22 protein-coding genes and 1 riboswitch are annotated in these 20,835 nt (G+C 45.4%); of the genes, 5 read left to right on the top strand and 17 right to left on the bottom strand.

Going from position 1 to position 20,835, the window contains the following annotated elements; all coding sequences use genetic code 11:
• Positions 1–9 precede the first annotated feature (9 nt).
• From BM056_RS00170 to BM056_RS00110, 13 genes are all read right to left on the bottom strand, one after another.
• Positions 10–1,218, bottom strand: a complete 1,209-nt coding sequence (locus BM056_RS00170; protein ID WP_092467521.1) for a type II secretion system F family protein — start codon at positions 1,216–1,218, stop codon at positions 10–12.
• A 35-nt stretch (positions 1,219–1,253) separates the two neighbouring features.
• Positions 1,254–2,315, bottom strand: coding sequence for a type IV pilus twitching motility protein PilT (locus tag BM056_RS00165; RefSeq protein ID WP_238456253.1), 1,062 nt, complete (start codon positions 2,313–2,315; stop codon positions 1,254–1,256).
• A 20-nt stretch (positions 2,316–2,335) separates the two neighbouring features.
• Positions 2,336–4,006 carry a GspE/PulE family protein gene (locus BM056_RS00160; RefSeq protein WP_092467517.1) on the bottom strand — a complete coding sequence of 557 codons (1,671 nt, stop codon included), beginning with the start codon at positions 4,004–4,006 and terminating at the stop codon, positions 2,336–2,338.
• 159 nt (positions 4,007–4,165) lie between these two features.
• Positions 4,166–4,248: riboswitch (cyclic di-GMP riboswitch) on the bottom strand.
• A 172-nt stretch (positions 4,249–4,420) separates the two neighbouring features.
• The gene (locus BM056_RS00155; RefSeq protein ID WP_092467515.1) at positions 4,421–5,815 is read right to left on the bottom strand and encodes a TldD/PmbA family protein; all 1,395 of its coding nucleotides are present in this window, start codon (positions 5,813–5,815) and stop codon (positions 4,421–4,423) included.
• Between the two features lie 99 nt (positions 5,816–5,914).
• Entirely contained in the window at positions 5,915–6,685 is a 771-nt protein-coding gene (locus BM056_RS00150; protein WP_092467513.1) for a type II secretion system protein M, read from the bottom strand.
• Complete coding sequence (locus BM056_RS00145) at positions 6,669–7,397, bottom strand: PilN domain-containing protein (protein ID WP_165613307.1); 729 nt, start codon at positions 7,395–7,397, stop codon at positions 6,669–6,671. The genes BM056_RS00150 and BM056_RS00145 overlap by 17 nt, the downstream gene beginning before the upstream one ends.
• On the bottom strand, positions 7,390–8,472 hold the full coding sequence (pilM, locus tag BM056_RS00140; protein WP_092467509.1) for a type IV pilus assembly protein PilM: 1,083 nt from the start codon (positions 8,470–8,472) through the stop codon (positions 7,390–7,392). The genes BM056_RS00145 and pilM overlap by 8 nt, the downstream gene beginning before the upstream one ends.
• Complete coding sequence (locus BM056_RS00135; RefSeq protein ID WP_092467507.1) at positions 8,453–9,712, bottom strand: hypothetical protein; 1,260 nt, start codon at positions 9,710–9,712, stop codon at positions 8,453–8,455. Before BM056_RS00135 ends, pilM begins: the two co-directional genes overlap by 20 nt.
• Positions 9,713–10,225, bottom strand: coding sequence for a PilW family protein (locus BM056_RS00130; protein ID WP_165613306.1), 513 nt, complete (start codon positions 10,223–10,225; stop codon positions 9,713–9,715).
• A 4-nt stretch (positions 10,226–10,229) separates the two neighbouring features.
• On the bottom strand, positions 10,230–10,685 hold the full coding sequence (locus tag BM056_RS00125; RefSeq protein ID WP_092467503.1) for a type IV pilus modification PilV family protein: 456 nt from the start codon (positions 10,683–10,685) through the stop codon (positions 10,230–10,232).
• A gap of 17 nt (positions 10,686–10,702) precedes the next feature.
• The gene (locus tag BM056_RS00120; RefSeq protein WP_092467501.1) at positions 10,703–11,212 is read right to left on the bottom strand and encodes a prepilin-type N-terminal cleavage/methylation domain-containing protein; all 510 of its coding nucleotides are present in this window, start codon (positions 11,210–11,212) and stop codon (positions 10,703–10,705) included.
• A 42-nt stretch (positions 11,213–11,254) separates the two neighbouring features.
• The gene (locus BM056_RS00115) at positions 11,255–12,280 is read right to left on the bottom strand and encodes a type II secretion system F family protein (RefSeq protein WP_165613305.1); all 1,026 of its coding nucleotides are present in this window, start codon (positions 12,278–12,280) and stop codon (positions 11,255–11,257) included.
• A 246-nt stretch (positions 12,281–12,526) separates the two neighbouring features.
• A complete protein-coding gene (locus BM056_RS00110) occupies positions 12,527–13,216 on the bottom strand; it encodes a GspE/PulE family protein (protein WP_435050942.1) in 690 nt (229 codons plus the stop codon).
• 24 nt (positions 13,217–13,240) lie between these two features.
• Between BM056_RS00110 and BM056_RS26735 the strand changes: the two genes are divergently transcribed.
• The 4 genes from BM056_RS26735 to istB all read left to right on the top strand — a co-directional run bounded on the left by BM056_RS26735 (position 13,241) and on the right by istB (position 17,805).
• Positions 13,241–13,726, top strand: a complete 486-nt coding sequence (locus tag BM056_RS26735; RefSeq protein WP_092467495.1) for a helix-turn-helix domain-containing protein — start codon at positions 13,241–13,243, stop codon at positions 13,724–13,726.
• A gap of 1,180 nt (positions 13,727–14,906) precedes the next feature.
• Positions 14,907–15,305, top strand: coding sequence for a hypothetical protein (locus BM056_RS00100; RefSeq protein WP_092467493.1), 399 nt, complete (start codon positions 14,907–14,909; stop codon positions 15,303–15,305).
• Between the two features lie 178 nt (positions 15,306–15,483).
• The gene (gene istA / locus BM056_RS00095) at positions 15,484–17,022 is read left to right on the top strand and encodes an IS21 family transposase (protein WP_092467491.1); all 1,539 of its coding nucleotides are present in this window, start codon (positions 15,484–15,486) and stop codon (positions 17,020–17,022) included.
• Positions 17,023–17,028: 6 nt separating this feature from the next.
• The gene (gene istB, locus BM056_RS00090) at positions 17,029–17,805 is read left to right on the top strand and encodes an IS21-like element helper ATPase IstB (RefSeq protein ID WP_092467489.1); all 777 of its coding nucleotides are present in this window, start codon (positions 17,029–17,031) and stop codon (positions 17,803–17,805) included.
• A 574-nt stretch (positions 17,806–18,379) separates the two neighbouring features.
• On the opposite strand, the gene BM056_RS26730 is transcribed toward istB, so the two are convergent.
• The gene (locus tag BM056_RS26730) at positions 18,380–18,613 is read right to left on the bottom strand and encodes an ATP-binding protein (RefSeq protein WP_274377493.1); all 234 of its coding nucleotides are present in this window, start codon (positions 18,611–18,613) and stop codon (positions 18,380–18,382) included.
• Positions 18,614–18,658: 45 nt separating this feature from the next.
• On the opposite strand from BM056_RS26730, the gene BM056_RS27100 reads away from it, so the two are divergent.
• On the top strand, positions 18,659–18,787 hold the full coding sequence (locus tag BM056_RS27100) for a hypothetical protein (RefSeq protein WP_274377492.1): 129 nt from the start codon (positions 18,659–18,661) through the stop codon (positions 18,785–18,787).
• A gap of 187 nt (positions 18,788–18,974) precedes the next feature.
• Here BM056_RS27100 and BM056_RS25950 read toward each other — a convergent pair whose 3' ends face one another.
• From BM056_RS25950 to brxL, 3 genes are read right to left on the bottom strand one after another with little or no spacing between them, the layout of a single operon-like run.
• Positions 18,975–19,118 (bottom strand): hypothetical protein, encoded by a 144-nt coding sequence (locus BM056_RS25950; RefSeq protein ID WP_165613304.1) that lies wholly within the window; start codon positions 19,116–19,118, stop codon positions 18,975–18,977.
• Positions 19,119–19,137: 19 nt separating this feature from the next.
• Complete coding sequence (locus BM056_RS00080) at positions 19,138–19,335, bottom strand: hypothetical protein (RefSeq protein WP_092467487.1); 198 nt, start codon at positions 19,333–19,335, stop codon at positions 19,138–19,140.
• A gap of 4 nt (positions 19,336–19,339) precedes the next feature.
• A complete protein-coding gene (gene brxL, locus BM056_RS00075; protein ID WP_092467485.1) occupies positions 19,340–20,830 on the bottom strand; it encodes a BREX system Lon protease-like protein BrxL in 1,491 nt (496 codons plus the stop codon).
• Positions 20,831–20,835: the final 5 nt, after the last annotated feature.

The following is a 20,835-nucleotide window of genomic DNA, read 5'->3' as shown; positions in this document are numbered from 1 at the left end:
TTTACCTCCCTACTGACCAACTGAAGTTACCACGGTAAATATGGGCAAGTAAACAGCTATTACTATAGAACCAATTGTAATACCCACAACTATCAACAATACCGGCTCCAGCATGGCAGTCAAACCTTTAGTCATGGCTGCCACTTCTTCCTCATAAAAATCAGCCACCCGTCCGAGCAGTGTGGAAAGCTGGCCGGTTTCCTCACCGACAGCCACCATATTAACCAGCATGGGCGGGAAAAAGCCGCTCTTTTTAAGTAAAAAAGCTATACTTTGTCCTTCCTGGATGCCGTAGCCCGTTTGTTTGACCGCTTCGGCGACCTGGATGCTGCCGGAGGCCGGGCCGGCCGCTTCCAGCGCCTGTAAGACCGGAATACCTCCGGACAGGAGGGTGGACAGAGTGCGTGAAAAGGAGGCAATAGTTGTTTTTTTAAAAAGGTCCCCCATCACCGGCAGCCTGAATCTAAACATGTCCCAAGCTTTTTTACCATTTGTACTGGATAAATAGTAACGCAAACCAAAAACAAATAAAACCATAAACAGTAAGCATAGATGCCAGTAACCACGCAGCACGTTGCTGATCCCCACGACAATTCTGGTGGGCAGCGGCAGGCTTACACCTTCAGGAAAGAATCCTACGAAAATGGGGACAACGAAAATCATCAGCGCCATGACTACGCAAAAGGCAAAAATCAAAACTACCGACGGGTAAAAGGTGGCGGCCCGGATTTGGTCCTGCAGATGTTTGCTGCGCTCCAGCTGGTCGGACAGCCTTCTAAGCATTTCTTCTATAGAACCGCTGATTTCGCCCGCTTTAATCATATCAACATACATAGAGGAAAAGGTTTCCGGGTATGCCCGCAGCGCATCGGAGAAACTAACGCCGCTTTCCACGCTTTTAGCCACTTCACCGATAATTTTGCTCAAAGTTGGGTTGCTTGTCTGTTCCTGCAAAGTAAAAAGACAGCGGGTCAGCGGGATGCCGGCAATAAGCATGGCCGATAGCTGGCGGCTGAAAAAACTGATATCGCCTATTTTAATTTTGCGCCGTCCGGCAAATGTAAAGGTTAAAGAAGTATTTTTGACCTCCGCCAGGTCTATGACCATGTATCCCATTTTTTTCAATTTGGCAACGGCGGAATTTTCTTGCTCCGCCTCCATTTTGCCGGATACCGGCAGGCCTTTTTCATCTATGGCTTCATACGTGTAAAGAGGCATAAAACCAACCTTCCTGAACTTGCTGCAGATAATTTTTAGAAAGAAATATTGTTCTTCAAAGCTCGTTCCAGTTCAATACGATCAACTGCCTTGCCCAAAGCATTTTCTCTGGAGATCAAACCGGAAAGGCATAATTCGGCCAGTGCCTGGTCCATGGTTTGCATCCCCACATTGCGACCGGTCTGCATAACCGTGTACAGCTGGTATTCTTTGCCTTCCCTAATTAAATTTCTAACCGCCGAGGTGGCCCAAAGTATTTCAACAGCGGCCACTCTGCCTTTACCATCAGTCCGGGGAATCAACTGCTGGGCCACAACGGACTGTAATGAATCCGAAAGCTGCTGCCTGATTTGACTGCGGATACCCTCCGGAAAAACATCAATAATACGGTGGATGGCCAGCGGCGCTGTTTGGGTATGCAGTGTGGAAAAAACCAGGTGCCCGGTTTCAGCTGCAGTCAGAGCTATGGAGATGCTTTCCATGTCCCGCATTTCACCGATTAAAATGACGTCGGGGTCGTGACGCAGCACATGCCTGAGCGCCGCGGCAAAGGAATGCGTATCGCTGCCCACCTCGCGCTGCTTGATAATGGATTTCTTATGACTATGTAAAAATTCAATGGGGTCTTCCACGGTAACTATGTTAAGACAGCGGTTTTCGTTTATCAGATCAATAATTGATGCCAGCGTGGTTGATTTGCCGCTGCCTGTCGGACCGGTAACCAGAACCAGGCCGCGCGGCAGCCGGGCAATATTTTTCGCCGAAGCGGGTAAACCAAGGCTTTTAAATTTGGGAATATCCATAGCCACTACCCGGAAGTTAACCGCCAGTGAGCCGCGCTGCCACATGATATTGCCGCGGAACCGGCTGATGCCGGGTACAGAGTGGGAGAAATCAAGTTCCAGATCCTTTTCCAGACTGTCTTTCTGCTTGGGCGTAAGGATAGCATATACCAGTTGCTCTATATCCTGCGGCATCAGTCTGGGCATATCCGTCGTTACCAGTTCACCATTGATCCTGATTACAGGCGGCTTGCCGGCAGTCAGGTGTAAATCGGAACCATTCATCTTTACTGTGCGGGTAAGAATTTCATTCATGCTCAGCCCCGCCTGGGAACTCATTGTATCACCCTCATTAATTCTTCTAATGAAGTAATGCCATTCTTTACTTTGTGCAGTCCATCCTGACGCAGCGTCATCATGCCCTCGGCGATTGCAGTTTCCTTGATCTCCTTGGCCGGCCTGCGTTCCAGGGCCAGACGCTGAATTGTTTCCGTTACAAATAGCAACTCGTATATGCCTATCCGTCCCCGGTACCCAGTATTACTGCAGCGCATGCACCCTTTGGGGCGGTATAATTTTACCCGGTTTTCTCCCTTATCAAATGGAAAATCCGGTATATCCCGCAGTTGATCGCGCGTCATTTCGTACTCCTGTTTACAGTTCCGGCATAAAACCCGCGCCAGGCGCTGGGCTAAAATGCAGACAATTGATGAAGCAGTTAAAAAGGGTTCGATTCCCATTTCAGTAAGGCGGCTGATTGCGCCGGCCGCATCATTTGTATGCAACGTGGAAAAAACCATATGCCCGGTTAAAGCAGATTCAATAGCCAATTTGGCTGTTTCATAGTCTCTTATTTCGCCAACCATAATAATATCCGGGTCACTGCGTAATATGGAACGCAACCCGGAAGCAAAGGTAAGACCGGCTTTGGAGTTGATCTGAATCTGGTTAATGCCTTCCATGCGGTATTCGACCGGATCTTCTACGGTAATTACATTTTTAGCCACCCTGTCCACATTAATCAGGCTGGCATATAAACTGGTGCTTTTGCCGCTACCGGTCGGTCCTGAAACCAGTACGCAGCCGTACGGCATGTTGATGGCATCCCGGTATTTTTGCAAAACCCCTTGCTCCAGCCCCAGTTCCTCAAGAGTGATTATTTTAGCTGACCGGTCCAGCAGCCGCAGGGTTAACCGTTCGCCGAAACTGGCGGGTAGCGAAGCTACCCTGGCATCAATAGTACGTCCCTCTATTTTAATCGACATCCGGCCGTCCTGTGGGATTCTGCGCTCGGCTATGTTCATATTAGCCATTATTTTAATGCGCGAAACCAGCGAAGCATGCAGCTTCCTGGACAGCTGCATTGTATCATGCAAAACGCCGTCAATTCTAAAACGTATGCGCAGTTGAGTTTCATAAACTTCAATATGTACATCGCTGGCCTTAGAGTTCACCGCCTGGGACAGAATCATGTTGGCCAGTTGAACCGCAGGCTTAATCTCGGAGTCATCCGCCTCGATATCGAGTTCTTCCTCCGGCAGCTGCTCATCTGCCGGTTGTTCGAACTCCAAGTTGATCCGGCTGTATTTTTCCAGGGCTGCGTTAAATTCACTATCGGCGACAACCACAGGTTTAATATCATATCCCGTCAGTATGCGCATATCATCAATGGCTATAACATTATTGGGATGCTGCATCGCTACCAGTAGTTTATCCCCACTAAAGCTGATGGGCAGTGCTTTATATTTTCTCTGGGCTTCCGTCGGCAGCTTGGCTACGGCTGACGGATCAATCGGATACTTTTCCAATGATACGAATGGCACCCCGGCCCGTTTGGCCATTACTTTGGCGATATCTTCCTCCGTGCAAAAGCCTAAATCCACCAACACTTTGCCAAGGAAACCCCGGTTAGCTTTTTGATGAATTAATGCCTGATTCAATTGTTGCTGGGAGATAACCCCTTCTTGAACCAGCCGAACTCCTAAAAAGTCCTTGGTTAATCTCATCCTCCAATCCTCCGGCATATAAGATGATTATTTAATTAATTTCAAGAAAAAGCAACATATTCCTTTTAATTGCGCATAAAATCGATTGGTATAATGTGCCACTTCGCGCATGCTTTACATGTGCTCATAAAAAAAGCACGATACTTTACAGTAATCGCGCCTGGTAGTCCGACTGCCATAGCTTTCGCCTTAGGCCCGCAACTTTGCGCCCGTCTCTTTCGAAACGTTTGCCTTTTTCAGACTGAAAATAATTTATATCAATATATTGATTAATTATATATATAAATACTTTAAAAAACAACAGCCAAAGACATAATTCGCTAATAATTAGAAAAATTATCAGAACCAAAGAGCCCTGACGCCCCAAAGCCCGGCATTTACCATAACCGGGCTTTGGTTATAATAATATTTACTTTATTCTTCCCCGTGAGCCGTGCCGCCCACGGTTAGCTGTTTGATCAGCAGTGTAGGCTGGGCGTCGCTGACCGGTACGCCCTGGCCGTCTTTACCGCAGGTGCCGATGGTGAAGCCCAGGTCGCTGCCCACTTTTTCAACGATCCGGAGCACCTCGGGGCCGTTGCCGGTGAGGGTGGCTCCTCGCACCATGGGGCCGGTTTCCCCGTTTTTGATTAAAAAGCCTTCGGCTACATCAAAAACAAAATCGCCGGTGGTGGTATTAACCTGACCGCCACCCATTTTTTTCACCAGCAGCCCGCTGCCGGCGCTGCGGATTATTTCCTGCGGGTCGTCTTGGCCGGGCGCAATGTAGGTGTTGCCCATACGCGGGATGGGTTTATCCTGGTAGGACTCCCGGCGGCCGTGGCCGTTGGGCTCCACCCCGTCCCGTTTGGCGGTGAGCCGGTCATACATGTAGTCTTTCAGCATTCCGTTTTCAATCAGCACCACTTTGCGCGCCGGAACGCCCTCGTCATCAAAACTATAGGAACCATAGCGGTCATCCATAGTGGCATCGTCGATTACGGTTACGCAGTCGGCGGCCACCTTTTGGCCCTTCTTCCCGGCGTAGACCGAAAGCCCTTTTTGCACCAGGTCCGCTTCCAGGCCGTGCCCGCAAGCTTCGTGGACCATTGTGCCTCCGGCCTCTCCTGCCAGTACTACCGGCATTTTACCTGCCGGAGCGGGCTTGGCGGTGAGCATCTGCACCGCGCGCTTGGCAGCGATTCTGCCAATTTCCTCAGGGTCGTTGCGCTCCAGCAGCTCAAAGCCGCTGTGACTGCCCACCGCTTCGTAGCCTGTTTGTATAACTGAACCTTCAGCGGCCACAGCCTGCACCATCAGCCGGGTGCGTACCCGCTGATCCTCTACGTAATCGCCTTCGCTGTTGGCGATGATTATTTTTTGCACCACGTCGCCGTAACCTACCATGACCTGTTTGATTTTATCCGGATCCACCGCCCGGGCAGCCCTGTCGGCGGATTTTACCACCTTCACCTTTTGTTCGGTGGTTACGCTGTCCGGCATTTGTTTAATGTTAAAAGTCACCCGGGGCTGCACCTGCTTCAGCTCAAATTGAATATCTTTTTTCTCCCCTTTGGCGGCGTGGCTGACGATTTTCGCCGCGCCCATCAAACCTTCCCGGCTTAAATCATTGGTGTAGGCATAGGAAGTTGCTTCACCGGAGATTACCCGGATTCCGGCACCGGATTCTATGCCGGATTGAATTCGTTCGATTTTGCCTCCCTCGCAGCCGATACCGGTTGCCCTTTTGTGCTCGATGTATATATCGGCAAAGTCTCCGCCGTTTTTTAACGCTTCGGCCAGTACATCCTTGATAACCTGCTGATCCATTTCTTCACCCCGTATTAATTTACTATTAGCATATTGTTTTCCGGTTCTTTATATATAATACTTGATAAATGGCAAATTGATCAAAACATTCCTTAAATTTTAGGTCGGAGGTATCTCACCGTAAATGTCACTTTGGATGCTGTTACCGGCTTCATCTTCATAGTGAATCACGGGAACCGGCACTTCCGGATAAGGCGATACAGGATCAGGCTGACTAAAAGGATTTTCCCGGCCTATTTGCCAGGCGCTGCCTTTTTCCTCTTCCAGGTAGAGTTTGCCACCGGGAGTGGTCGCTGAATACACCGTTATGTCACACTGCACGTTAACCGGATAGGCAGCAACCGTAACAGGTTTCTCCCAACCCGGTATTTTCAGCTTTAATTCTTCTTTATTAACACTAGCCTTTAAAGCCCTTATTTCCGTGGTATTAGATAATGTTTCAATTTCGTTCAATAGCTGTCTAACGTTTTCGTATTCTCCTTCTACTTCTAAAACCAGGGGCAGTTCCAGGTAGTCCTTTTTGTCTATAATCCCGCCCGGCACCAGTTTATTGATGGTCACACCTAAATCGGCGGCTTTTAGCCCGATCAGCACAAGTGACGAACCCCGCCTGTACTCAGTATCCAGCTTTACGGTATAATCTTTCCATTTTATTTGAAACTCGGCATATTTTTTTTCTTCCTCTTTTCGGGAGTGCAAGGTTGCCTCGGCTTTTTGCAGCTGTTCCCGCTTTTGCTTTAATTTATCCATGTTTTCAGTACAGTTGCCTATTTGCGGACGTAACAGGAATACGTAAAACCCGCTTAGTATAATAACCACGGCCAGCACCAGCAGCATTTTCTTTTCGCGGGAGCTAAGATTTTGATACATCTTGTTTTCCCTCCCGCAGCCTGGCTTCAATGCAGAAGGCCTGACCTATCGAGCCTTCCAATTTTTTTACCGAAGTCTCAATTAAATCAATGTTCCGGAAGTAGGGCAGCCCGGACAAGTTATTGATGAAAACACCAACCGAGGCGGGAGAATAAGAAACGCCTTTAAGCACCACCAGATTGGGAGGCGGCACTTCCTTTACTCCTTCTTCCCCGTCCGGGTCATTGTCCTTACTATCCGAGCTAAAGGTATTATTACCGGGTTTATTATTTATATCTTCCGGCTGCTCATTCATGGCCAAAACTCCCGGCGGCGAGGCAAAACCGCCGCGTGCCGCGTATTCCCGGCGGTTTTCCAAACTGATGTCGGTAAGCCACATATCCACGGGCATAGTTTGGGCAATAGCGTTTAGCATGGGGATGAAGGTTACCCGCTGAGCGGTAATTTGCCGGTAGGTCTTAATTTTTTTCTCTCCATCCAATCTTTCCCGCTTCATTCGCTCAATTTTCCGCACCAGAGGGCTGATTTCGTTTAATCTTACATCTATCCGGGCAGTTTCCGCGGCGGCCTGATACTGTTTCATTTGCAGCAGCCAGTAACTGCCGCCCATAACTATAAGAATGACGACAACAACTAACGGCACAAGCATTTTACTTACATCAATGGCAACCTTTTTTTGCAGCTCGGGTGGCAGGAGGTTAATCTCATACATCGGGCGGCATCTCCCGCAGCGCCAGGCCATAGGCTACTGCCATTGCCGGATCGTAACCTAATTCTCCCGAAGCGTTAAATAAGATACTGGACGGCTGGACTACTTTCGCGGGCAGGTCCAATGCCTCACCGATAAACTGCTCAAAACCCTTTAGCTTGCTGGTGCCGCCGGCAAGAAAGACTTGCCTGACGGGTGCGGCATAATCCCTGGCAGCATAAAATTCAAGTGAACGCCGTATTTCCTTAATCATTTGGCCTAATCCATCCCGCAGGGATAAATCAATTTGTAGTGCAGTTGCCTCTGCCCCGGCCAGGCTTCCTTTATCCAGTATAATTCCCTGCTCTTCCTTCATCGCCCTGGCTTGTTCAATGCTCATGCCAAAGCCGTCAGCCATGGAACCGGTCAATAAAGCACCGCCGACGGGCATTGTCCGGGTATACTGCAGCTGTTGGCCCTTTGCTATAACCAAACAAGTTCTGGTTTCTCCGATATCCATAATGGCCGTTATTGCCTCGCTTTGGGCCAGTTCATTTTTAAAAAGCCGCCATAGGGCAATGGCGGGCAGGTCCAGCGCGACCAGCGCCAGGCCACAGTGTTTTAACAGTGCGTGATACTGATAGCTTAATGAAAGTGGCAGCGCCGCAAATAAAATCTCTACCTTGTTTTGGTTTCCGGCTGCCCGCTCTTCCAGCATGATATGGCGTACCACCAGTTCGTCAGTATCATAAGGCATGACTTTTTGCGCTTCATTGATCACCGCTTTAGCCAGTTCTTTTGGCGCAGCTTTGAGCAGACTGATATGGCGGGTAACCACGCTGTCGTTGCCGATGGTTGAAATAATTTCCGTTCCACCCAGATCGTGCTGTACGATCATTTCCGCCAAGTTTCCACCGGTCAACTTTCGACTGATTATTTCGGTCCAAAACCCGGGCGGAGTGGGATACCTGGCAGTGAACATGATTACGGGTTTTTCTCCGCTCGGAGCCAGGGATACGAATTTTGTTTCCCCAACCCCTATATCAAGAGCCGAGCAGGGTATTTTTCTTGGGAGTAGTTTATGCAGAATTTTTTTCATCGCGCATTACCACCGTAACTTTGGTACCCGCAATTACCGGGTACAATTCTTGCCAATTATACACCTTCACCGTAACAGGTATGGCGGCTTTATTAACATCCAAACTGTTAAAATTCAGATCAAAATGGCTCCGGCCCAAATCAATCCCGCTTGCGCATACGGCGCCCCGCAATATTACAGCACCGCTGGTTTGAAATACTCCGCGAGCCATGAGGTTGGCATATACTTTGCTCTCTTCAACCATGATATTCCCAAGCGCAATCAGCGTTAGATCCCCTGCCCCGGCAGTCTCTTCGCAGTAGTCGTTTACGCTTACCAGATCGCTGGCAATTTTAATATCACCGGATGCAAAAATTACGGCTTTACCCTGGTAACAGCCGCTGATGTTCAAATCCCCGTTCACGTAATAACAGCCTGAGTATAAATAAACAGTGGCTTCTGCCCCGTCGCTGTCGGGTATGATAACCTGTTTGGTGTCGATGTGGCTATTGGGGAATGTATATGTTGGATCAGACACACCCGAAGTAAATAAATGTTCCGCCCCGTATTCTGCAGCAAGAATTTGGTAATAGGAGTCATTAAGGTCCAGAACCGGTGGTATGTAAGAATAACTTTGCTGTACATTGCCGGCGTCACAGGAGGCGCTATCCGCAAGAGTCAGCTCGCCACCGGTGTAAACAGGGTTATTTCCAACTACGGTCAGGCTGTCCCCCAGGGTTAAATCGCTGCTACAGATGACCGGGGAGTTAATTGCAGCAGATCCTGTAACCGTCGCCCCTGCAGCTTCTCCAGGTAAAACAGTTAAGCCTTTAAAGTAATCGTTTGCTGTATAAACCGCTATATAGCATTGCAGCGTCTTTTTAGCTTGAACATTACCGGCGTTGATGCACTGCCCCACGGATTCGATCATCGCCGCAGTGCCAAATACTTGATCAGTATTATTTACTTTTTTTATTTTAGTTCCATATACAACTCCGGCGGTCAATTCCTGGTTATTAAAAACAGTGGTAAAAGCAGAGGACAACCCCTCATACCATGCTGAATCGTTAAGTACTTTGCCGATGGTGTTTTCAATTCCGGCGTCTGCCGCATACAGAGCCTGCGTAAGTTCCAGCTCGCTAATCATGTTTTTGTGGGTATGGCCGGTAATAGACCCCAGAGATGCTGTAATAACGTACAATATGGCAATACTGATAACCACCATGATCAAAGCCTGTCCGTCGTTTTGGCGCAATGGCAATCAATCCGCCTTCCGCAGCGAAACTCTGGTGCTAACCCGTACAACGCCGCTTTTTCCTTTTTCGCCTGCCAGGGTAATATTAATCATCCGGGTGTGTTCATTGTAATCCGGTGGGTCAATAATTATCTCTTTAACATACCGGGCCACCGGGTTGGCAGCACCGCCTGCTTTTCTGATCAACTGGCAGGCGTGCTCAGCATCGGTACTAACTGAGCAGTAGTAAGTGACGTTAATACCTTCTAAACTGGTAAAAGTCACTTTCCCCTGTTGAGACGGGCTGCCGCTTTCAAAAGGAAAATACCGGGCCTGCCTGATCTCCCTGGTGACACGGTTCAACCCTATCCGCAAGTTCTCTACAACTTCGGCTTTATCCTGAACGCGGTGCCACTTTATAAGGCCGGATATAAAAAACCCGTTGAGCAAAACCAGCAGGATACCCAAAATCACCATCGATACCATTAATTCAACCAGGGTAAAACCCAGATTTGAAGCTTTTTGAGTTTTGGCAGGCACGGATTCACCTCTTGGCCCTGGCCCCCGCCAGCTTGATGCTTGTTTCCCGGCCAACGGAAGGCTCCATATAATAAACGGTAACAATAATTTTTTTGACAGCATTTTGCTCAGTTACTTCAACCGTATAACTATAACCTGTTGCAGCCGAAGCAAGCAAGACGTTATTGTCCCGGTTATCCTGCGCAATTACATTTAAAGCCTCTGTGTATCCATAATCAGCAGCCACCCGGCTCAGTTCACCATCGATCTTTAATAGATCATTGATATTATCATAATTTTGCTGCACTACATCTTCCAAAATTCCCTGGGCTTTATACAAGGCTGCCGCTTTCCTCTCCGAGCTTGCCAGTTGCTTTGCTGATACCAGAAAACTGCTCAAAAGCGGAGTAATACTTATTGATAGTACTAAAAGAGCTATCATGACTTCAATCAGGGTCATACCCTGCTTATCCCTAAACAAAGGAGTCCTCCTGCAGGTTATTCAACGGCTAAAGCGTCACTTACCCTGCTCCGCCCGGTAACCGGTGTAATAATTACGTATTTAAAATCGCCGGTAATTTTGCTCTTTAAAGCTATGTGCCCACCGGTAGTAGGATATCCTATGGCGGAAAATTCAATTTTTTTTGCCGCATAGTTTGTAGATACCAGGTCAACATCATAGGGCATCTTAATTACTTTAATCGGGTGGCTAATTACTCCGGTTCGTTCATAGATGATACAGCGTTCACCGGAGGTATCTAGAAGAATATAATATTTAGCGAATTCCAGACGCAGACAATCCTGACCGGTGGTTCTAACCTCCTGCTGCAAACTTAACGCTGCAGTAAGCAAAATACGCCTGAAATAAGTGTCTTTAAAGTCAGGAATTGCTATAGCCATAATTATGGACATAATCACCAATACAACTAAAATTTCAACAAGTGTATACCCTGAGCGCAATTTCATATTTCTTGCAATCATGATCGCCCACCCAAATTCTTTTGGCATTTAGGAAACGGCCCCACTTTTTTCTCCCGTATCTAAGTTGAGTTATTGAACTGAATTCATGACGCTAAATATAGGCAACATGATCGACAGTATAATAAACCCGATAACTCCCCCCATAGCAACTACCAATATTGGTTCAATAGTTGAAGCTAAACGAGAAACCAAATACCCCACTTCACGTTCGTAAAACTGAGCCAGTTTTTCCAGCATGGAGTCCAGCGCACCGGTTTCCTCGCCAATTGCTATCATGCGGGTAACCATTGGGGGGAACACACCGCTTTGTTGCAGCGGGAGGGCGATGCCCTGACCTTCCCGCACACACTGGTTTGCTTCGATGATGGCCTTTTCAACAATAGCATTGCCCACAACCCTTTTAACCACGTCAAACGCCTGCAACAGGGGAACTCCGCTGGCTAATAAGATGGCCAGGGTACGGGCAAAGCGGGCTATAATTATTCGTTTGATTAATCCGCCAAACACTGGAATCCGCAAGGATAGGCTATCGATAAATGTTTTTCCTCCGGTTGTTGTGGCAATATGTTTAAATATTAAAAAGATAATTGTTAAAACGCCCGGTAGAACATACCAATAGCCGCTCATAAGCAAGCTTAGCAACGCTCTTGTAGCAAAAGGCAACTCAGCATTGTATTCATTGAGCATATTAACAAAGGTAGGAAGCACCAATATAATCATTGCCGCAACTGCTATTATCGCCACCATCAGAACTATTGCCGGATAAGTCATGGCTGATTTGATTTTTTCTCTTAAATCATGCTCTTTTTCAAAGTGAATGGACAGTCTTTCCATAATCTGATCCAGAGAGCCGCTGATCTCTCCCGCTTCCAGCATGCTGGCAAAAATCTTTGGAAACACTTTAGGATAGGAACCGGCAGCTTGCGCCAGAGACTGCCCATTCGCAAGCAGTTCCACCAAGCCCTTTGTGGCTCGTACCAGCGTTTTATTTTCTGCTTGCCGGCTTAATATATTTAAACACTGAATAATGGAGATCCCACAGCTGAGCATAGTCGAAAACTGGCGGCAAAACTCAGCCAGATCTTTTGAACCCACTCTTGGCTGCAGAGAGTCAAACATTATACCCCAAAATTCTTTTGGTTTTACGGCTTGGAAAAATATTTTTCGTTGGGGAAGCATGAATTTTTTTCACGCCTTCCATATCTGGAAATATTGCTTATATAATACGACAGCCATCAACCAAATCCTTCACATCTTGGCATATTTTTCATTAATTTAATTTTTAATTTAATTTCTTCATTTAAATTTCTTTATTTAATAAAAGGTCACCTGTCTCCGCAATTATGATTGTATATTCGATTCCTGCGTGTAAGCTACCCGCATAATTTCCTTTATCGTAGTTAACCCTTGTTTTGCCTTCTCAATTCCGTCCTGTTTCAGTGAAATCATCCCCCCTGCCAGGGATTTTTGCCGCAATTCACCGGTTGAAACATTTTTTACAATTTCATTGCGCAGTTCTGTGTCAACTATAAGCACTTCATGAATAGCCATTCTTCCCCGATACCCTATATTTCCACATTTTTCACAGCCTTTTCCACGATATAAAGTAATTTCGTCATTTGGCTCTAAACATAAAAACTGGCGCTCCGGGGCACCCGGGTCCAGTTGGTAGGCTTCTTTGCAGTGCGGGCAGATCACGCGCACAAGACGTTGGGCTACAACGCCCAGTATTGATGAGGAAACTCTAAAAGGTTCCACTCCCATATCGAGAAGCCTGGTTATCGCTCCCGGAGCATCATTGGTATGCAAAGTGGAAAAAATTTGGTGACCGGTGTTAGCGGCCCGAACTGCTATTGCCGCAGTTTCCGTGTCCCTTATCTCACCAACCATGATAATATCGGGGTCCTGACGCAGGATCGAGCGCAATCCGGCGGCAAAGGTCATTCCAGCCTTGACATTAACCTGAGTTTGGTTAATTCCTTTAATTATGTACTCCACCGGGTCTTCTACCGTAATAATATTTTTTTCAATATCATTAAGATGGTTTAATACAGCATAAAGGGTAGTAGTTTTTCCACTTCCTGTTGCAAGCGGGATAAAACTGGGATAGTTCTATATCAGAAAGTTAATAAGGCACATAAGTATATAAACTACCCCGAGGATACCCTGGGTCAGAAAATTAGAAAGAAACGGTTCCTAAGGAATCTCACCGCTGCCCAACTAGGTAACCTTTGTGGGTGTACAGAACAAGCCATATATGCGTACGAATCCGGCGTTAATCCTCCTCACCATAGTATAATGGAAAAAATTTGCCTAGCTTTAAAGGTTCCGGTAGGGTATTTCGAGGATGATTATTACAATTTTATTTTGTCAGATAAATACACAAGTTTTATCCGGCAGTGGAGAAAGAAAAACACGAAAAGATGTGATGATGTAGGGAAAATGTTAGGCGTGTCTATTATAACATACCTGGATTGGGAAAAAGGCAAGAGAATGTCCAGGGATACCTTTGAAAAAATAAGGGGGAAGATAGGAAAATAATGTAAGTCTCAAACACTACCCACATGTTGTTATTTCTAGATTGATAGGATAATCTCCCTCAGAAAACTAATTGGGGGAAGATTTTATTATATGAGACTCGAACAGCAAAAAGGATGGGAGACTCGGATTATCGAATATCGGGCCAGAGGATAGAGCGCAACAGAGTGGTGCGCAGCCAATAATTAATTAAAAATTTCCCGCAGAGAAAAAACAGAAAAACTGGAGATAACAGCTCCCCGACTTTCCCTGCTTTAGGTGGAGGCGACACCCGGAATCGCTCCAATATGCTAATACAAGAATCGGTTTCAATTATAAGAAAAAGGGATTATGTACCTAGAAAAAGTTAAGTTTAGTTATATTGGGTTACCGGTTGGTGCCGGAGACCGGGCGCTACCCCAAATCATAACTCTTTTCTTTTGATTACATTAAAGGTACCACATAGACACAAGGAATGACTATTCTTGGTTACCTCCGCTGTATATGGTGGAGACGGGCCGTTTGTCGACGTATGCACAGCCGCCCCTTTTCCCTTTTTATCCTCATATTACACCGACCCAAGGCCTTAACTATGATTAATAGATACCGATCACATTGGGTTGAATATGCACCCCTTTTAGCATAATACGTTTTGTTAAGTAGAACTTAAAAATGAATTCATTATGATAAATTAAAAATATAATAAAAAATACCTTCAACCTCAGAAATAACAAGTAATTGTGCCTCTAAGCCTCAACTTATCAAACTATCTATTGTGTTAAGTTGGACAAGCTATTAATCGGTCGTTTCACCCGGTTTATCAAAATACAGATTGTTAAGTTGGCGTTGGTTTCAACCTACACCCCTGTATATGGTGTTACAGCTAAGCTATTTTTTCCAAAGATCGACGGTCCAAAGTGTCTTTAATTTGCCTTTTTTAATGCTTGTGTTTTAAACGCTAGTCTCACAAGCACTTTCATATGACGTTAATTAGTCCCTTTCCATTTTAAATTAAAAATCTAAGAAAATTAAAGAAAATCAAAGATCTCCACTTTTACACCTAGTAGGTAACATCCCCACCCCTGCATTAATAGTGAAAATAAGTACTTGGCCTTAAATGCCCAATTTTCCGGGTAGCCAAGAAGATACTAATTTATATATAATAACACCACCTCGCGAGGAAATTTAAAATTTGGAGGTAAATATGATTACACTTGATAATGCAATTATGGATTGTAACAATATATGTATCCAGAAAATCAATTTTCTCAGAACAGAAAACGTACGGGAATATCTCAGTAGGGCCAACATTGACAATAATTATGCTCTTGCGGAAGCGATTAAAACTTACTCAAAAAACAAAAAAAATTCTAAACACTTTGCTCAAATTATCATTTTAGACAAATTGCCAATTGATGACGGAATACTTATTGGAATAGTAAACGAGTACAGTAAAGAGTGGCGTCATGACTTTGGACGCAAGCTTCGAAAAAGATACAATTTTCCAATTAATTGTTTGCTTAAAAAAAATCTAGTTGGTTTTGAACCATTTATAATAAAAGATTGTTCAATTGAATGTTGTGGTATTACGTGTAATTGCTAATTTGGTAAATATTGTGAGTAATCCGGGCGATATTACACCACCTGTCCGATTATAGGAAACCGTCATTCCGGCTGCAAGGAAACCGTTATTCCGGTAGCGGAAACCGCTAAATGAAATTCCTTTACAATGTATTTATGCATCAGAAATGATGTAAATACATTTGAAGGAGGTCATTTAAGTGACCAAATACCGAGAAATCCTTAGGCTTCATAGTTTGGGATTCAGTCAGCAGAACATTGCTTACAGCAGCAGTGTCTCTAAGAAAACGGTCAACCGAGTCATCAATAGAGCAAAGGAGTTAAATATTACTTGGCCATTAGATGACAATCAGACTGATGCTGTATTAGGGGGAATCCTGTTCCCTAAGACCAAGCAGGAAAACGTCAAAAAACGAATGCCTGACCTAAACTATATCCATAAAGAGCTACTCAAAAACGGAGTCAGCAAAAAGCTCTTATGGACAGAATACATGGAGGATTGCCGCCTTAACGGTGAGGAACCACTCATGTATTCCCAATTCTGCTATTACATCCAGCAGGATGAGCAGAAACGCCGTGCAACCATGCATATTGGACGTAAACCAGGTGAACAGGTTGAGGTAGATTGGGCAGGCGACCCTGGACACATCATCGATCCTGATACTGGTGAAATCATTGATGCCCATCTATTTGTCGGGGTTATGACCTATAGCCAGTATGCTTATGTTGAGGCTTTCGTCAATGAAAAACAGCAAGCCTGGATAACTGCCCATATTCATATGTATGAATACTTTGGCGGCGTTGCCAAAATCCTTGTATCCGACAACTGCAAGACTGCCGTGATACATAAAGGTGGCTGGTACAATCAGCAGTTAAATGCCGTTTACCACGAGATGGCGGAACACTATGGTACTGCCATCATTCCCGCCAGGGTTAGAAAGCCAAAAGATAAACCAAATGTAGAGGGTTCTGTAGGGAATATATCCACATGGATTACCGCTGCATTAAGAAATGAACAGTTCTTTTCACTGGCGGAATTAAATCGCGCCATTCGGGAGAAACAGGAGGCCTTCAATGCCCGACTTTTCCAAAAGAAAGAGGGCAGCCGGTTAAGTCTCTTCCGCGACGAAGAACTGCCATTACTGGCGCCATTACCTGCTACCCCTTATGAACTGGCCGAATGGAAACAAGCCACCGTTCAGTTCAATTATCACATATCCGTTGACGGAATGCTATACTCAGCCCCTTACGAATACATAAAACGTAAGGTTGACGTGAGGATAACAGATAAAACAATTGAAGTTTTCTATAATCATAACCGCATAGCCTCCCATCGCCGTCTTTACGGTCGCAAAGGACGTTACAGCACCATAGTAGAACACATGCCGGAAGACCACCAGAAATATCTGGAATGGAACGGCGATCGTTTCCGCAAATGGGCTGAGCGAATTGGAAGCAATACGTATCAGGTGGTAGATGCAATACTTACCTCCAAACGTGTGGAACAGCAGACTTACAAAAGCTGTATGGGGCTTTTAAAGCTGGCTGACAAATATTCAGTCGAGCGTCTGGAAGCCGCCTGCAATAAGGCACTTTCCTATACAGCCACCCCCAGTTATAAAAGTATCAAAAACATACTAACAACTGGGCAGGACAAGTCACAAAGTGAACCGGATAAATCGGAAACCACACACAATAACTACGGCATTACAAGAGGTGCCGGCTATTACGGGAGGTAAACATCTATGACAAACCAAAGTACGATTGATAAATTAATTGAAATGCGCCTGACTGCCATGTCAAATTCATTCCGCAACCAGCTGACTGATGCCAAAATGAAAGAAGTACCTTTTGACGATCGCTTCGGTATGCTGGTAGACATTGAATACAGCAGCCGAAAAAATAACCGTCTAAAAAGACTGATCAGGAATGCTAATTTTGACCAGCCGGATGCAAGTGTCATGGACATTGATTATACATCTGGACGTAAGTTAAACAAGCAGCTTATCACAAGGCTTGCAACCTGTGAATATATCACGGAATATCGTAACATTTTCATTACCGGAGCCACAGGTAGTGGAAAAACATATATGGCCTGTGCCTTTGGCATGGAAGCCTGCAAGCAGTATTATACTGCAAAGTACGTAAGACTCCCTGACCTTCTAATAGACCTTGAAATGGCAAGGAATGAAGGCACCTACAAAAAGGTCATGGCGAAATATGCTAACCCATTACTGCTCATTATTGATGAATGGTTGCTACTAAAACCAAATGAAAATGAACGCAAAGACATTTTCGAATTACTACATCGCCGTAGGAAGAAATCCTCTACTATCTTCTGTTCCCAATACAGAGCAGACGGCTGGTATGAGCAGCTTGGTGGTAACGATGGTCCCCTGGCAGATGCCATACTGGATCGTATCGTTCATGATGCATATAAAATCAATATCGAAAGCATTGATCCGTCCAGGGACATTTCAATGCGTGAGGTATACGGTTTAGATAAAATACTTAGTGAATAACTAAATGGTGGTGGCCCAGTAGTTCCACACAGGCGACTCACGCCACACCGGAACTGCGGCTTCGCCGCACAGGAACACTTATATCCCATATTAATGGCGGTTTCCCAGTTCCGGACAGGCGGTTTCCGTTTTTCCGGAACTGCGGTTTCACCGCAACGGTATATCCATATTGTGACTGTCAAGTAAAAATGAACAAAATTTCGATAAATCCTGGATTCCCGGAAAAGCATAACGAGGTGCCCGCAAAGATTGAAAACGCTCATTCTCTCCTCGTTATGAGAAACAACACATAACGAGGAGAGAATGACAGGTGAAAACCTAAAACCATTAAAATTACAGGACATTCTCAACATCCTCGTTATGTGTCACCAGGAATCCAGGATAAATAATAATTAACACACAAGACATTCCATAAATGGAGTTTGGTATTCCCCGCAAACGGTAGGCTGATGGACAGTGCCGCCCTATGGACAACCTAATGGTTGACCACAGGGCTTGGATAACGCTCAACGCGTTATCCACACTGACCACAACCTCGCTGCAATAAAACACATAATAATATTTAATGTAGGTATCAATAAGGTTTTATGGGTTGATCCTCCCCGGGGCTAAATATGGTTTGCCTGTGTTTAAGCCGGTAACTGTCTCCATCTAGAGCCAGCACTTCGCTTTTGTGAAGAATACGATCCAGTATAGCTGTGGTAATAGCTGTGTCACCAAGGATTTCTCCCCATTCTTCCGGGCCCTTGTTGGAAGTGATGATGACAGAAGTCTGACCATAAAACTTTTTAATCAATTGGAAAAACAAGTTTGCTTCATGCGATCTATGGCCATGAACATTAAATCGTCTATAATGACCAGATCAGAAGTGGTTAGCCGCTTTAGATTGGCCCTGGAAGAACTGGTAATCTCCTGGGTTTTAAGCATCATCCATGCCGGTAAAATGAACCTTGTAGCCACGTCGAACAACTTCTACGCCTAGTCAGTCGCATCTATGCACTTACGTTCAAGCGAAAGGCATAAGTTTAGCACAGAGTGAAGCTCGATTGAAGAGGTAATAACGTGTACAACATTGCTTCACACGGAAGGCAACACCCAACTATTACTCTCAGAGCCTCCTGAAGTAAACACGATTTCAGAAGGCTCTGCTCCGATAGCCACGTAACCTGCTAGCAAGCTTGTTCAATGGCACGTTTTGCTTTTACTCCGAGTGTATACTGACTGGAGGCGTTACCATATTGCTCCCGAAAAAAAGGGAGCATTTTCTCTAAGACGCGTCCGATATTTTTGTCGTAGGCTGCATTATCGGGCATAAATCAAAGTATCGCCTCCTTAAAAAAATATACAGCCTTGCATTTTAAACTCTTCGACTTTTTCTAGCAGAAACTCGGTATCTACTTCCAAGTACTCCGCAAGGCAATCAAGGCAATAAAAGCGTTTGGCATTTTTGTTAAGCAACTTTTTTGTAAGCCCAATCTCATTCTTGCTAAGGTTTTCTTTTCCACAGACATAACAAACCTTGCTTTCCATTGCGTTACCCATCCTGCATGTCCTGGTCGAGTCTGACGCTGAATGCGGGTATATCTTTACCCCGATATTCCTCATCAAGGACACCGAGTTGGTATTTTATGGTGTCCCTCATTTTGCGCGCCCTGTCAAGGCAGTAGCGCTTGAACTCACGGGCTGTAATATCACCGAGTTCACGCGCATTTGGAAAGAGCAGTTTCAGGTAGGCAGTCGCAATTCGCTTTACAGCTTCGGTATCGCGTGTGTCGGCGGCTTCAGGAACTTCGATGAGTTCATCCACAATGGCGCGATAACTCATATCCTCCCGTAGTTCATGCATTATTGAACAGAAATACTCTGAATTAAGCGCCCACCCAGAAATCTTAAGGTCATCGTTCATTCGCGGAATATTCCATCCTTTTATAAAACCATGAAAACGCTCTATCAAGGCAGATTCGTGAAATACGGCAGGCAATTCTTCAAACATATTGCTATAACCGTCTGCATCCATTGTTTCCTTTTTAATATTGCCGCAGAGGATCACACCCGCGTCGGCGGTTCCCTCGTAGTTTCCGACAGTAAAAATACCTGATTCAAGGTAGCCCTTCAGAGCAGCTCTCATTTCATCTACATCAGTGAATGATATGGTCTGTATTTCATCAAGTGTAATAAAGTCGTTTCCTGAAATTAAACCTTCTTTGCGTTTGTTTAGGTCGTAGAACATTTTTGCACGACTCATAACGCCTCCGCTTGAGAGCCAACCAAAACGGCTGACGCGCCCAAATAGATATGATTTTCCCGTTCCTTTTGGCGCAAGCTCGATAAGGTTCAACCGTTTTTCTACAAAAGGAAGCAAGCGGGTCAGCATTGTGAGTTTCTTTTCTTCGTCACCGAGGTAACCACTCTCGTTGTAGTCAACTGCGCCCAACAGCACGTCAAGCCATTCTGACGTACTGAATTCCCAACGGGCATCTTTGTAGTACTCAATGTCAATTGTGTAGGGGCAGAAGCTCTTAAAGGCAGTAAGCTTGATTTTGCCTCTGTTAGCTCCTTTGGCTTTGTTCCGAGAAAATTCCAAGTCGTAGTTATCGGGAGGTCGATACCCTATTTCAACCATACCCCAAGTTTCTCGTCCACGAACCAAATCCTCCTTGCAACTGTGCCAGACAATATCCTCAATGATGGTATCTTTGCTTGAAAGGCCAAAGTCAGGAAGTGCAAAAGATACCTCGCCAGTTTTAATATCTATATCGACAGAAATCTTGGCAAGAAATTTTACACGTTCGTTTTCAATAATTACCCTATTCTTTATTGCTGTCCAATCGTCCTTGCGCGGCAGATACGTCCGCACGAAGCGAGCCAATTCGTCCGAATCAAAATGTCCGTTCTCATCCTCAAATTTCTTCAAGAGCCAGTCCCGCATGAATGAAGGTAGGCTTAGCGCAGAAAAGAAGTTACTTTTCTTAAGGTCTTTATATACAACCATCTCGTCAAAGCAATTTCGCAGTTTCTCAATCATCAAAA

It is taken from the genome of Desulfotruncus arcticus DSM 17038 (assembly GCF_900113335.1).
Taxonomy (GTDB): Bacteria; Bacillota; Desulfotomaculia; order Desulfotomaculales; family Desulfallaceae; genus Desulfotruncus; species Desulfotruncus arcticus.
Note: the sequence above shows the minus strand (reverse complement) of the source record. Positions and strands in the feature narration are given on the sequence as shown.